Here is an 11963-nt window from a genome sequence, read left to right as displayed (position 1 = left end):
CGGCTGGCAGCGCCGGTTCACCACCCGCCCTGGAAGAACGCCAGCAGGGCGGGTGCCGGGTCGGCCGCCGTCGTGGCGTTGGCGAAGACCACGGCACCCATCGCCAGGGCGAGGGCCACCGGCAGCGCGGCGGCTCGCTTGGATCGGCGCCACAGCAGCACGCTCGCGCCGAGCAGGAACAGCACCATGACGCCGGCGATCGGCACCATCACCGCGTGATACCAGCCGAAGTCGCTGACCAGCGGTTCGACCGAGGCCGGCAGCGGTCCGCCGGCGCTCAGCGCGGCCCCCAGCTCGCGGCCGGCCTGAGCCAGCGCGGGCTCGCCGGCCATCGGCAGCAGCGACGACAGCGGGGCGAGGATGCCCTGCACGTTCGCCATCACAGCCGCCACGGCCACGAACGCCAGGGCCGAGATGCCGGCTGCGGCGAGCCGGCTCTTGCGCCACAGCGGCACGGCGAGGGCGACCAGCGCGCCGAGCAGCAGCGCCGCGAACGCGCCCTTCACAACGTGGAAGGCGAACCAGTAGTCGACGAGCCGCTGCATTCCCGCGTCCAGCTCGCCGCCCCCGGCCCGCCAATAGTCGGCGAACGCCTGCTGAGTGGCCCGCACCAGCTGGCCGTGATCGGTGAGGGCAGTGCCCGTCCAGGCCGCCGCCAGCAACGGCGGCAACGTCACGAAGGCCACGATGAACGCGGCCGAGATCGCCCCGAGAATCAGGGTCCTGCGATGTTCTCTGATGGACACCGGCGGCACGGTAACCAACAGTTTCACTAGGTCTTTCGGCTATTACTACGTCTTTCGGCCGAGTCGCCGGTCGGCCACCCACACCACGAACGCCAGGCCGAGCAGCAGGGCCGGCCACCCCACCACCCCGACGAGCACGATCAGGCCGGCGGCAGCAAGAACAACAACCCTGAGCAGAACCGCCGAGTCTCTCACCAGACCATCGTCCGCCCCGAACAGTTCGGCAGACAGCGAATAGTGACTACCCGCACGATGTGGCGTTCGTTGTTTCCCGCTTTCGCTCTCCACCGAGCTGGGGGCATGTGCGGCTGGCCGAGCTGGTGCACGATGGCATCCATGTCGAACGAGGCAGACATCGCGGAAACCTGGCGCGCGATCCTCTCGGGCGCTCCGGGTGCGCGTCACGGCAACCCGCTCATCCTCGAGGCTGCCTATAAGCATGCGGCTCTGCGCGCCGTTTATCCGTTCCCCACGCACGGAACCCTGCAGTTCTATCGAGATGTGGTCATCGAGAAGAACTCGTTCCCGATGATCGTCTGTGCCGGCCCGCCGTACACGGTCTACACAACGAACTACGGCTCCCTGCTCGGCGAGGCCGCGACCCCGGACGAAGCGGTCGAACTCCTGCTGTCGGCCTGGCCCGAGGGCGACTCGGGCCGGGCGTAGCCGCATTCCTCGTAGAGCCAGCGGTCGAGGTAGGCCGCCGCCCCGTCGGGGGAGTTGACAACCTCGAGCCATTCGGTGGCCGCCTGGCGCATATGGCGGACCGCGGCCGCATCCTGTTCCGGCGAGCCGCGGCCGGGGGCGTCCATCTCGTCGGTGAGCGAACCCCAGACCCAGCTCAGCGAGACCGGAAACTCGGCGAGATAGTCACCCTTGGGCGTCGCGCCCATGGCCCGCCCGGCCAGTCCGGCAAAGTCCATGCCCGCCTCATACGTCGCGTCGGGGCCCTCGGCGGCGAGGACCACGCGGGCCTGATCGGCGGTGGCGGCGAGAAAACCCGGCGGACCGGTCTGCGGATGATACCCAGCTGTCACGGTCGTGAGCGTAGCGTCCCAGACATGACATCGAAGACCCTCCGCGATGCATACGAAGACCTGCATCGCCACCCGGAACTGTCCTTCCAGGAGCATCGGACGTCGGGCGTCGCGGCGTCCTGGCTGCGTGATCATGCGTACGAGGTCATTGAGGGTCTCGGCGGCACGGGAGTCGCCGGGGTGCTGCGCCGCGGGGACGGGCCGGTGGTGTGGCTGCGCGCCGACATGGATGGGCTGCCGGTCACGGAGGAGACGGGCCTGCCGTACGCGAGTGGCGTCGACGGGGTGTCCCACGCGTGCGGCCACGACATGCACGTCACATGGCTGATGGGGGCGACCGCCGAGCTGGCCGCGGCCGAGGATTGGCAGGGCACGGTCGTCGCGATCTTCCAGCCGGCCGAGGAGCTGGCCCGCGGCGCCCAGGCGATGGTCGAGGACGGGCTGGCCACCCGCGTGCCCAAGCCCGAGATCGTGCTCGGGCAGCATGTGGCGCCGCTGCCGGCCGGGGCGATCGGGCTGACCCCGGGGCCGATGTGGGCCGCCTCCGACTCCTTGCGGGTGACCATCCACGGCCGGGGCGGTCACGGTTCCCGGCCCGAGACCACCGTCGACCCGATCGTCATCGCCGCGGCGACGGTCCTGCGCCTGCAGACCATCGTCGCCCGCGAGGTCTCGACCGCCGAGACGGCCGTGGTCACCGTGGGCGCGGTTCAGGCCGGCGCCAAGCACAACATCATTCCCGACACGGCGACGCTGCTGCTCAACGTCCGCACGTACGACCCCAAGGTGCGCTCCCGGGTGCTGGCGTCGATCGAGCGGATCGCCCGCGCCGAGGCCGCGGCGGCCGGTGCGCCCCGCGAGCCCGAGGTCGTGATCGAGGAGTCCGCGCCCACGCTGACCAACGACGTGCCCGCGGCCGAGCGCACGCGGCGCGCCCTGGAATCGGTCGCCGGCCCCGACCGGGTCGTCAACCCCGGCCCGTTGCCGAGCAGCGAGGACGTGCAGGTGCTGGCCACCGCCGCGGGCGCCCCGATCACCTACTGGCTGCTCGGCGGGGCCGACCCGGCCCTGTTCGCCGGCGCGACCAGCATCGAGGAGCTGATCGAGGTCGCGGGCCGGATCCCGTCCAACCACTCACCGCTGTATCACCCGGTGCCCGAGCCCACGATCACGGCCGGGGTGGCCGCCCTGGTCGCCGCGGCGCGGGAGTGGCTAGGTGCAGGTCCCACACGTTGACCGCCGCCTCCGGCCCGGTCAGCGGATGCCAGGCCGGATGCATCGGCAGCGTGGCCGTGAGCACGCGCCGAGCCGACTCGGCCCCGACGGTGTGAATCGGCAAGATGTCCGCGGCCGTGGTGCGCACGATGGCCGCGCTGGTGTGCTTGAGCACGAGCCGCAGGGTGTCGAGGCCGTCGGGCCCGCCACCCTCATGCAGGTGCCGCTGATCGAGCTCGACCGCGTCCAACGTGGCAGCCGGCCGCTGCGGCGGATTCACGGCGAGCAGGTCGGCGTCGATCCCGCCCAGCTCGCGAAAGTCCAGCTGCCGAGCCTCCAACCGTTGCGTGCCCACGGTCTCCGCCACGTTCCGGCGGGTCACCTCAACCGCGGCGGGGTCGGAGTCGACGGCAATGACGCGGGCAGCGCCGGCCCGCAGCGCCGCGATCGTGATCAGCCCCGCACCGCAGCCCGCATCGATCACCGTCAGCCCGCCGCAATCCACCAAGCTGGCCGCCAGCAACGCCGAAAACCGCGACGGCGCATGCACCCCACCCGCAAGCGACAACGCAGCCCCGAACTCGAACCAGCCTTGCAGGTCAGTCATTGCGCCCCGCCCGTTGCCCGCTCCTGCTGTGCCGTGTCCTGCTGTGCCGTGTCCTGCTGTGCCGTGTCCTGCTGTGCCGTGTCCTGCTGTGCCGTGTCCTGCTCTTTCTTGGCCACGAGTCGTCGCCGCAGGTGGGCGCGGCACGCGGGCCATTCCGGCTCGATGATCGAAAAGATCGCCGAGTCGCGCAGCCGGCCCTCCTCACCCGGCACCCACGACCGCGACCAGCGCCGCAGCACCCCCTCAAACGTCGCGCCGGTGGCCGCGATCGCCGCCCGGGACCGCGCGTTGCGGGCATCGGTCTTGAGATCGACCCGTTCGACGTGCCAGTTCTCGAACGCATTCTGGAAGAGCAGCAGCTTGGCCTCGGTATTGATCCCGGTGCCCTGCGCCTCGGCCGCCAGCCAGGTGAACCCGACCTCGATCGCATACAACTCACCACTGCCCGGCCGCCGTCGAGGCTCCCAATACGCGGTAGCGCCCACGGCCCGCCCACTGCGCAAATCAACTTGCGCGTACGGGGTCAGCACCCCGTCGGCCGCCCGCCCGAGCTGCTGATCGATGTAGTCGTCCACCTCGCCGGGAGCCGGCACCCAGGTCCACCCGAAGGACTCGCGCTCCCCACCGACGGCCACCGCCAGATCGCCAGAGTGCTCGTGAGTCAGGGGCTCCAGCCGCACGAGAGAGCCTTCAAGCACAGGTCTGGGCAAATTCACAGCGCACTCCCGAGTCGTGTCTTGCCCGGCACACCCCGCACCGGACCTGGTCATCACCCGGAGCACCCACCCACGACAGGGGGTTGCCGACCAGCAAGCCGGGGCTTACCACTGGCACTCGTGACCCGTCGGACACTAGCAGCCCCCTCGCCGCCCACCCACGCCATATCCAAGCGCCCACCCAGCCCTGGCCACGCGCTCACCCCAGCCGCGCACCCTCTTTCCCGGCCAGCCTTGCCACCCCGCACCCAGCTCCGCCGCCCCCGCCACCCCGCACCCAGCTCCGCCGCCCCCGCCACCCCGCGCTCAGCCCGACCGGCCACCCCGCGCTCAGCCCGCCTAGCCCGCCCGGTCGCCCCGCGCTCAGCCCGCCCATCACCGCCCGGCCACCCGCGCTCAGCCCGCCCGACCGGCCCGCGCCCCAGTCCGGCGCCCAGCCCTGCCATCCCGCGCCGCCCCGCCTCGTGTGATCGCCGTCAAACTACTGGGCCCATAGGCTTGGTAGGCTGGTCCACTGTGACGTCAGAGACTCAGATCATTCCCGACGAGGTTCGCGACCTGCTGGAACGGCCCCTGATCGCGCACCTTGCGACCGTCCGCGACGACGGCACCCCGCAGGTCAACCCGATGTGGTTCGGCTGGGACGGCGAGTTCCTCCGCTTCACGCACACGAACTTCCGCCGCAAATACCGCAACGTCACCGCCAATCCCGCCGTCTCGATCTCGATCGTCGACCCGGCCGACCCGTACCGCTACGTCGAAGTGCGCGGCACCGTCGAACGCCTAGACCCGGACCCGACGGGAGCCTTCTTCGTCGAGCTGGCCACGCGCTACGAAGCTCCCTTCGGAACAAACCCCCCAACCGACGCCCCCGACCGCGTCATCTTCGTAGTCCGCCCCACAGCCGTCGGCAAGCGCTGAACCACCAACCGCCCGCGCCACTGAGCCGTTCCACCAGGCGCGGCCGTCGGGACCGTCCAGACGAGCACCAGGGCGCCCACCAGCCCGGCTGTCGTCAGCTGGCTCGCGACCCGGGCGGCGCCGTCGAAGGCGTTCTCACTCGGCCTAATCCGATCGACCGTCCCTCCCGCAGGCGGATAGCGTCGCGGGGTGATGCGGTATCGATACGTCGGACCGGCGGGCATCCCGGAGGAGGCCGCCGGTGTAGAGCCCATCGACCTGGCGTGCCTGGGCCGGCACCTGGGCATGCCGCTGACGTATGTCGTCGGGCTCGACGGCCGGCTCAGGTTGGCCCCGCGGCAGAGCGAGCACGTCGTTCTCGCCGGTGGGCAGGACGTGCTGGCAGCCGGGGAGATGACGTTCGACGCCGAGCACCGGGTGGTCGAGGTGTCGAACCAGTCGACCGGTTACTGCCCGGATCCGGACTGCTGGCCGGCCGTGGCCGAGTCGCTCGACCGGCTCGGGATGGAGCACCCTGATGGCTTCACTCATGAGCTGACCTTTCGGAGCTGCCCGGACTGCGGCGAGCGCAACATCGTGCGCGACGGCGACTTCACTTGCGCGCTCTGTGACGGCGAGCTGCCGATGGTGTGGAACTTCAACCCGGCGCCAGGTCGACCGTGATCTCGAGCCCTCCGCCGCGCCGGGGACGGGCGGTCAGCGGGGCCTGATGGGCCCGGGCGATGGCGGCCACGATGGCCAGGCCCAAGCCGTGGCCCTCGGTTTGATCGGTGCGGGCCGTCCCGCTGCGTTGGAACGGCTGGAACAAGCGGTCGATCTCGGATGGCGCGATGGGATCGCCCGAGTTGCTGACCGTCAGCAGCCCGGGGGTGGTCGTCGCGATCGAGACCGTGCCGCCCGTGACGTTGTGCCGGACGGCATTGGCCACCAGGTTGGTGATCAGGCTGCCGACCAGGTGTGGGTCGCCCGTCACGGTGGCCGGGGTGAGCGCGGTTGCCAGGTGAAGGCCCCGGCTCGCGGCCGCCTGCGTGTGGTCGAGCACGGCCTTGTGGGTCAGCGCGGCGAGATCGAACGACTCCCGATGATCGACCGGCAGGTTGCCCGCGGCCAGGGTCAACAGGGCACTGATCAGATCTTCCTGTTGGCGGCCCAGGTCTTGCAACTGCTGGCAGGTCGCGCGCAGAGTCTTGGCATCGGCCGCCGGGTCGGCCAGCGTGAGCTCGAGCAGGGTGCGCTGGACGGTCAGGGGCGTGCGCAGCTCATGGGAGGCGTTGGCGATGAACTGCCGCTGGCTCGTGAACGAGTCGTGCAGGCGGCGCGACATGGTGTTGAGCGAGTCGGCCAGGTCGGCGAACTCCTGATAGGCGGCCGGGACCCGTACGGGGGAGGGGAGATCTTCTGCGGTCATCGAGCGGGCGGAGGCGGTGATCTTGCGCAGCGGCCGCAACGCCCGCCCGGCCAGGACCCGGCCCAGCACCACGGACACGACGGCCAGGAGCACCAGGGCGATGGCGGAGTAGGGCAGCGTCGTGGGGGCGTTGCTGGTGGCCTCGGACTGCCCGCCGACCGGCTTGGTGTTGCCGATCGTCAACACCGGCAACTCGACCATGACCAGCAGCATCAGGCCACCGGCGAAAGTCACGCCGCCGTAGACCAGGCCGAGCCGGGCGCTGAGATGGGGGCGGCTCACGGCTCGCCGATCCGGTAGCCGCCCTCGCGGACGGTGTGGATCGTCGGCGGCGAGCCGAGTTTGACGCGCAGGCGCCCGATCGTCGTCTTGACCGTGGTGGTGAACGGGTCGGTCGCGTCGTCCCAGACGCGGTCGAGCAGCTCTTCGGCGGAGACGACCCGGCCCGACGCGGCTAGTAAGTAATGCAGCACGGCGAACTCCTTCGGGCCGAGATTGAGCCGGCGGCCGGCCCGTGTCGCGACGTGGCGATTCGGGTCGAGCGACAGGTCGCCGTTGTCGAGCACCGGTGGCAGGGCGGGCGTGCTGCGGCGGGCCAGCGCCCGGACCCGGGCCACCAGCTCGGCGAAGTCGAACGGTTTGGGCAGATAGTCGTCGGCGCCCAGCTCGAGACCCTCGACCCGGTCGCGAACCGTGCCGGCCGCGGTGAGCATGAGCACCCGGGTGTCGCCGCCGCCGGCCATGATGCGCCGGCAGACCTCGTCGCCGTGGACGCCGGGCAGGTCGCGGTCGAGCACCACCACGTCGTAGCGCGTCGTGGACACCTGCTCCAGCGCGCCATGACCGTCGAGCGTCGCGTCGACGGCCATCGACTCGCGCCGCAGACCGGTCGTGATCAGCGCGTTCAGCGTCTTGTGGTCCTCCACCACGAGCACTCTCATGCGGCACACAATGCCAGGCCGAGGGTGACAGCGCGGTGACAGCCGAACGCACCGTGCTGTCACCATCCCCGGCGTAGAAATCGCCGCATGACAGACGCCACGATCGAGGTTGACGGGCTCCACAAGCGATACGGTGCGGCCACCGCGCTGCGAGGGATGACGTTCACGGCCCGCCCCGGCCGGGTGACCGGCTTCGTCGGGCCCAACGGCGCCGGCAAGTCCACCACCATGCGCATCATCCTGGGGCTGCATCGCGCCGACGCGGGGCGAGCGCTGGTCGGCGGCCGGCCCTATCGGTCGCTGCGGCACCCGCTGCGGCATCTCGGCGCGCTGCTCGACGCGTCCGCACTGCATCCCGCCCGCTCGGGCCGCAATCATCTGGTCTGGCTCGCCCAGTCCCAGGGCCTCGGCCGGTCCCGCGTCGACGAGGTGCTCGCGCAGGTGGGTCTGGAGTCGGCGGCCCGCCGCGCGGCCGGTGGCTATTCGCTGGGCATGCGGCAGCGGCTCGGCATCGCGGCCGCCCTGCTGGCCGATCCGCCGGTCGTCATGCTCGACGAGCCGTTCAACGGCATGGATCCCGAGGGCATCGTGTGGCTGCGCGACTTCCTGCGCGCGCTGGCCGGCCGGCAGCGGGCCGTGCTCGTCTCCAGCCACCTGATGACCGAGCTGCAGGGCATGGCCGACCAGGTGGTGGTCGTCGGCCGCGGCCGGGTGATCGCCGACTGCGCGGTGGCCGACCTGATCGCGAGCGCGTCAGGTGATCGCCTGCGTGTGCGCACCAGCGCCACCAGTCTTGCGGCGGCCGCCCTGACCAGCACAGGCGCCCAGGTCACCGAGACAGATCAAGACCTCCTTTCCGTACGTGGCCTGCCCGTCGAACGGGCCGTCTCGGTGCTGGCGGCCGCCGGCGTCCCGTTCTCCGAGCTCGCGCCGCACCGGGCGACCCTTGAGGAGGCCTATTTCGACCTGACCCGCGACGCCGTCGACTATCGTTCCGGGGCGTCGTCGTGAGGCGCATTCTGAGCGCGGAATGGACCAAGTTCCGGTCGGTGCCCGGCTGGATCCGCGGCAGCGCGGTCGCGGCCCTGCTGATCGCCCTGTTCCCGATCACCGGCCTGGGCGGTGGCCCACCCGAGCAGGCGGCGCCGATCCCCATCGGGCCCGGCGGCGGCCCGGTCGTCGACGCGTATTACTTCGTGCACCGCGACCTCACCGGCGACGGACGAATAACCGTTCGAGTAGCCGGCCTGGACGGTGTGGGCTGGGCCAAGGCCGGCCTGATCGCCTCCGGCGGCGAGAGTCCGGGCTCCCGATACGCGACGATCATGGTCACCGGCGGGCACGGCGTCCGGATGCAACACGACTACCTGCATGATCGCGCCGGCCCGGAGCCGGCGGCTCGCTGGCTGCGGCTGACCCGCTCCGGCGACACGATCACCGGCGAGGCCTCGGCCGACGGGTCCGCCTGGCGGCGGATCGACGCGATCGAGCTGCCCGAAGCCACGCGGATCGGTCTGTTCGTGGCCGCCCCGCAGCAGACGAGCGGTCTCGGCTCGGCCCCGGGCGTGGCCACCGCCGAGTTCGGCCGGCCGGAGCTGACGGGCGACTGGTCCGGCGACTGGACGGGTCATCAGCGGGGAGCTCGCACGGCGACGTTCTCGGGATACCCGACGGGCGCCTCCGGCGGTTTCACCGAGACCGGCGACGGCTTCACGGTGACCGGCGCCGGCGATCTCGCCCCGGCCACCCGCGCCGACCTCCCTGTCGCCGCGGCCGCCGGTGACCTGCTGCTCGGCACGTTCCCGGCGCTCATCGTGATCGTCGTCGTGGCCACTCTGATGATCACCACTGAGTTCCGGTACGCCCTGATCCGCACCACCCTCAGCGCAGACCACCGCCGCGGCCGCCTGCTGCTCGGCAAGGCTCTGGTGGTCGGCGGCGTCACGTTCGGGACAAGCCTGGCCGCGGCCGCTCTCACGCTGCCGCTCTGGCTGTGGGTGGTGCGAAGACTCGGGCTGTACGTGTTCCCGGCCCCGCCCGGCGTCCTGCTGCGCGCCTCGGCCGGCACGGCCGCCCTGCTGGCCCTCACCGCGGTGCTGGCCCTCAGCGTCGGCACGATCCTGCGACGCAGCGCCGCCGCCGTCACCGCCGTGGTCGTGGCTGTGGTCCTGCCGTATCTGGTGGCGCTGATCCCGTTCCTACCGTCGGCGGTGGGCCAGTGGCTGACCCGGGTAACGCCGGCCGCGGCCCTCGGCGTCCAGCAGACCCTGACCCGCCCACCCCAGGTCGACAGCGTCTACTCCGTGGCGTACGGCTACTACCCGCTCTCACCGTGGGCCGGCCTGGCCGTCCTGTGCGCCTACACGGCCGCCACCTTCACCCTGGCCGCCTTCCTGCTGCACCGGAGAGACGCATGAACGCCGCCGATAGCGCGCCGCAGGGACACGTGAAGGGCGCCGACACCGCGCCAAGGAGACGTATGAACGTGATCCGAGCCGAGTGGACCAAACTGCGCACCACCCCTGGCCCAGCCTGGCTGCTGCTGGCCACCGCGGCCGTCTCCGTCGCCACGGGCGTCGCGCTCTCCGCCGTCGACACCCGGCTGGCCCTGAGCGGCGTCTACGTGGGTCAGATCCCGCTGGCAGTGCTGTCCGTGGTCATCATCAGCAGTGAATACAGCACCGGCCTGATCCGCACTACCCTGACCGCCGTCCCGAGCCGCTGGCCGGTCCTCGTCGCTAAGGCCCTGGTCCTGACCGCCGCGGTCGCGGTCACCGGAAGCCTCGCCGTCCTCGCGACACTGCTGATCACCGGTTCCGGCCAAGCGTTCCTGTCCCAAGCCTCGGCACGTGCCGTCTTCCATCTGATACTGATCGCGCTCCTGAGCCTGGGCACAGCCAGTCTGACCCGCGATTCGGCCGTCGCCATCGGAACTGTCCTCGCCCTGCTCTACCTTCCACCGCTGCTGACCCAGCTGATCACCAACCCGGTCCTCAGACGCCTGCTGGACCAGTTCGCCCCGATGACCGCCCACCCGGCAATCCTCGCTCTCTGGTCAGCAACCGCGCTGTCGGCAGGCACCTTGATGGTCCGACGCCGCGACACGTAATGGCCGCGGCACGTTGAGCGGCGGGCTCAATTGAGCCGACGGGACGGGCCGGGGCGGCCGGTTTGGAGCGGCGGGGCTGGGGCGGCGGACCGGGGCGGCGTGGCTCGAGCGGCGGGCTGAGGCGGCGGCGCAGGAGCGGTGGGGACGGGGCGGCTTGGCTCGGGCGGTGCGGCTGAGGCGGCAGGGCTGGAGCGGCGGAGCTTGGAGCGGCGGGGTCGGAGGGGAGACGGGATGTGGGTCAGCGTTTGCGGCGGCGTAGCAGTACGTCGGCGGCCCAGGCGAGGACGCCGACGCCGAACAGTGCTGCGATCCAGCCGGCGACTTCGATCAGGACGATGGCCGCGGTCACTGCCAGCATGACTACTCGGGCGGTTACTGCGGCCGGTGAGCCGCGGCGGGTGCCTTGGGACGGGGACGTGGCGAGGCGGGCGGCCAGCTCGCCGAACTGGCGGGCCTCGCGCAGGCGGGTTTCGCCGTCGGTGATGAGGAGGGCGTCGCACAGGTCGTGGAGGCCGGGGACCTGGCGGACCTCGGCGAGCAGCGCGTCGTGGACGTCGGGGCTTTCCACCCGGCCGGTGAGGATTGCTACGCCGTTCTGGACCTGGACTGCCACGGGCTGGCGGCGGAAGCGGGCGTCCGCCGCCAGGGTCTCGGCGATGCGGCGGGCCAGGTCGGCGTCGGGTCCGTCGGGTGGTGGGATGCCGAACAGGTCCATGGTGAACCCCCTCACCGTTTGTCGTCGGCGGTGTAGAGCTCGTCGACGACCAGCGTGTCTTCGCGGGCCAGGCCGGCGCGGTACCCGGCCCGGCCGATCATGTGGGCCGCCACCGGGGCCGTGGCCATGCTGAAGACGGCGACCAGCAGCAGCGTCGTGATGTCTACGGCCTCGCGCAGCCGGAGCGCGCAGCCGGTCAGCACCAGCAGCAGGCCGAGCACCTGGGGCTTGGTCGCCGCGTGCATGCGGGAAAGCAGGTCGGGGAAGCGCATCAGGGCCACCCCGGCCGACAAGCTGAGAAGGGCGCCGACGATCAGGCAGACGCCGGCGATGACATCGAGGACACCGTTCATTGCGAACCCCTTTCAGCAGAGGCGTGAGAGGGGCCGAGGTCTGAGGTGTGAGGGGCGCCGAGGTCTGAGGTGTGAGGGGCGCCGAGGTCGGGGGTGTGAGGGGCGCCGAGGTCGGGGGTGTGAGGGGCGCCGAGGTCGGGGGTGTGAGGGGCGCCGAGGTCGGGGGTGTGAGGGGCGCCGAGGTCGGGGGTGTGA

The 11963-nt window shown here is 71.4% G+C and carries 16 protein-coding genes and 1 riboswitch; of the genes, 7 read left to right on the top strand and 9 right to left on the bottom strand.

Annotated elements, in window-relative coordinates; translation table 11 throughout:
* Positions 1–17 precede the first annotated feature (17 nt).
* Positions 18–746, bottom strand: coding sequence for a hypothetical protein (locus JKJ07_RS35760; protein WP_202996399.1), 729 nt, complete (start codon positions 744–746; stop codon positions 18–20).
* A gap of 45 nt (positions 747–791) precedes the next feature.
* Positions 792–941 carry a hypothetical protein gene (locus tag JKJ07_RS35755; protein ID WP_202996398.1) on the bottom strand — a complete coding sequence of 50 codons (150 nt, stop codon included), beginning with the start codon at positions 939–941 and terminating at the stop codon, positions 792–794.
* A gap of 141 nt (positions 942–1082) precedes the next feature.
* Here JKJ07_RS35755 and JKJ07_RS35750 point away from each other — a divergent pair, with 141 nt between their 5' ends.
* The gene (locus JKJ07_RS35750) at positions 1083–1412 is read left to right on the top strand and encodes a DUF6193 family natural product biosynthesis protein (RefSeq protein WP_202996397.1); all 330 of its coding nucleotides are present in this window, start codon (positions 1083–1085) and stop codon (positions 1410–1412) included.
* Here JKJ07_RS35750 and JKJ07_RS35745 read toward each other — a convergent pair.
* Complete coding sequence (locus JKJ07_RS35745) at positions 1319–1783, bottom strand: hypothetical protein (protein ID WP_202996396.1); 465 nt, start codon at positions 1781–1783, stop codon at positions 1319–1321. The two genes, JKJ07_RS35750 and JKJ07_RS35745, sit on opposite strands and share 94 nt — an antisense overlap.
* A gap of 24 nt (positions 1784–1807) precedes the next feature.
* Here JKJ07_RS35745 and JKJ07_RS35740 point away from each other — a divergent pair, with 24 nt between their 5' ends.
* On the top strand, positions 1808–3019 hold the full coding sequence (locus JKJ07_RS35740) for an amidohydrolase (RefSeq protein WP_202996395.1): 1212 nt from the start codon (positions 1808–1810) through the stop codon (positions 3017–3019).
* On the opposite strand, the gene JKJ07_RS35735 is transcribed toward JKJ07_RS35740, so the two are convergent.
* A complete protein-coding gene (locus JKJ07_RS35735; RefSeq protein ID WP_202996394.1) occupies positions 2952–3605 on the bottom strand; it encodes a 50S ribosomal protein L11 methyltransferase in 654 nt (217 codons plus the stop codon). The genes JKJ07_RS35740 and JKJ07_RS35735 overlap by 68 nt on opposite strands.
* Positions 3602–4285 (bottom strand): GNAT family N-acetyltransferase, encoded by a 684-nt coding sequence (locus JKJ07_RS35730; RefSeq protein ID WP_202996393.1) that lies wholly within the window; start codon positions 4283–4285, stop codon positions 3602–3604. Before JKJ07_RS35730 ends, JKJ07_RS35735 begins: the two co-directional genes overlap by 4 nt.
* 48 nt (positions 4286–4333) lie before the next feature.
* Positions 4334–4447, bottom strand: a riboswitch (SAM riboswitch).
* A gap of 390 nt (positions 4448–4837) precedes the next feature.
* Between JKJ07_RS35730 and JKJ07_RS35725 the strand changes: the two genes are divergently transcribed.
* Positions 4838–5242 (top strand): PPOX class F420-dependent oxidoreductase, encoded by a 405-nt coding sequence (locus tag JKJ07_RS35725; protein ID WP_202996392.1) that lies wholly within the window; start codon positions 4838–4840, stop codon positions 5240–5242.
* A gap of 192 nt (positions 5243–5434) precedes the next feature.
* Entirely contained in the window at positions 5435–5905 is a 471-nt protein-coding gene (locus tag JKJ07_RS35720) for a TFIIB-type zinc ribbon-containing protein (protein WP_202996747.1), read from the top strand.
* On the opposite strand, the gene JKJ07_RS35715 is transcribed toward JKJ07_RS35720, so the two are convergent.
* Together JKJ07_RS35715 and JKJ07_RS35710 are read right to left on the bottom strand one after the other, a co-directional pair.
* Entirely contained in the window at positions 5880–6932 is a 1053-nt protein-coding gene (locus JKJ07_RS35715; protein WP_202996391.1) for a HAMP domain-containing sensor histidine kinase, read from the bottom strand. The two genes, JKJ07_RS35720 and JKJ07_RS35715, sit on opposite strands and share 26 nt — an antisense overlap.
* Complete coding sequence (locus JKJ07_RS35710) at positions 6929–7591, bottom strand: response regulator transcription factor (protein WP_202996390.1); 663 nt, start codon at positions 7589–7591, stop codon at positions 6929–6931. Before JKJ07_RS35710 ends, JKJ07_RS35715 begins: the two co-directional genes overlap by 4 nt.
* Positions 7592–7678: 87 nt before the next feature.
* Here JKJ07_RS35710 and JKJ07_RS35705 point away from each other — a divergent pair, with 87 nt between their 5' ends.
* Genes JKJ07_RS35705 through JKJ07_RS35695 form a run of 3 tightly spaced genes read left to right on the top strand, consistent with a single transcriptional unit; the run spans position 7679 to position 10700 of the window.
* Positions 7679–8602: an ABC transporter ATP-binding protein gene (locus JKJ07_RS35705; protein WP_202996389.1), complete on the top strand. Its 924-nt coding sequence runs from the start codon at positions 7679–7681 to the stop codon at positions 8600–8602.
* A complete protein-coding gene (locus JKJ07_RS35700; RefSeq protein WP_307834579.1) occupies positions 8599–10008 on the top strand; it encodes a DUF1349 domain-containing protein in 1410 nt (469 codons plus the stop codon). Before JKJ07_RS35705 ends, JKJ07_RS35700 begins: the two co-directional genes overlap by 4 nt.
* Positions 10005–10700, top strand: a complete 696-nt coding sequence (locus JKJ07_RS35695; RefSeq protein WP_236030492.1) for an ABC transporter permease — start codon at positions 10005–10007, stop codon at positions 10698–10700. Before JKJ07_RS35700 ends, JKJ07_RS35695 begins: the two co-directional genes overlap by 4 nt.
* A 238-nt stretch (positions 10701–10938) precedes the next feature.
* On the opposite strand, the gene JKJ07_RS35690 is transcribed toward JKJ07_RS35695, so the two are convergent.
* Together JKJ07_RS35690 and mnhG are read right to left on the bottom strand one after the other, a co-directional pair.
* Positions 10939–11430, bottom strand: coding sequence for a BON domain-containing protein (locus JKJ07_RS35690; protein ID WP_202996388.1), 492 nt, complete (start codon positions 11428–11430; stop codon positions 10939–10941).
* On the bottom strand, positions 11427–11768 hold the full coding sequence (mnhG, locus tag JKJ07_RS35685) for a monovalent cation/H(+) antiporter subunit G (RefSeq protein ID WP_202996387.1): 342 nt from the start codon (positions 11766–11768) through the stop codon (positions 11427–11429). The genes JKJ07_RS35690 and mnhG overlap by 4 nt, the downstream gene beginning before the upstream one ends.
* Positions 11769–11963: the final 195 nt, after the last annotated feature.

It is taken from the genome of Paractinoplanes lichenicola, assembly GCF_016785085.1.
In the GTDB taxonomy this organism is placed as follows: Bacteria; Actinomycetota; Actinomycetes; order Mycobacteriales; family Micromonosporaceae; genus Actinoplanes; species Actinoplanes lichenicola.
Note: the sequence above shows the minus strand (reverse complement) of the source record. Positions and strands in the feature narration are given on the sequence as shown.

Excerpts from the sequence above, each read along its gene's own strand:
- mnhG (WP_202996387.1), bottom strand. The coding sequence starts at position 11,768 with ATGAACGGTGTCCTCGATGTCATCGCCGGCGTCTGCCTGATCGTCGGC.
- JKJ07_RS35750 (WP_202996397.1), top strand. The coding sequence starts at position 1,083 with ATGTCGAACGAGGCAGACATCGCGGAAACCTGGCGCGCGATCCTCTCG.
- JKJ07_RS35740 (WP_202996395.1), top strand. The coding sequence starts at position 1,808 with ATGACATCGAAGACCCTCCGCGATGCATACGAAGACCTGCATCGCCAC.
- JKJ07_RS35710 (WP_202996390.1), bottom strand. The coding sequence starts at position 7,591 with ATGAGAGTGCTCGTGGTGGAGGACCACAAGACGCTGAACGCGCTGATC.
- JKJ07_RS35735 (WP_202996394.1), bottom strand. The coding sequence starts at position 3,605 with ATGACTGACCTGCAAGGCTGGTTCGAGTTCGGGGCTGCGTTGTCGCTT.
- JKJ07_RS35705 (WP_202996389.1), top strand. The coding sequence starts at position 7,679 with ATGACAGACGCCACGATCGAGGTTGACGGGCTCCACAAGCGATACGGT.
- JKJ07_RS35720 (WP_202996747.1), top strand. The coding sequence starts at position 5,435 with ATGCGGTATCGATACGTCGGACCGGCGGGCATCCCGGAGGAGGCCGCC.
- JKJ07_RS35695 (WP_236030492.1), top strand. The coding sequence starts at position 10,005 with ATGAACGCCGCCGATAGCGCGCCGCAGGGACACGTGAAGGGCGCCGAC.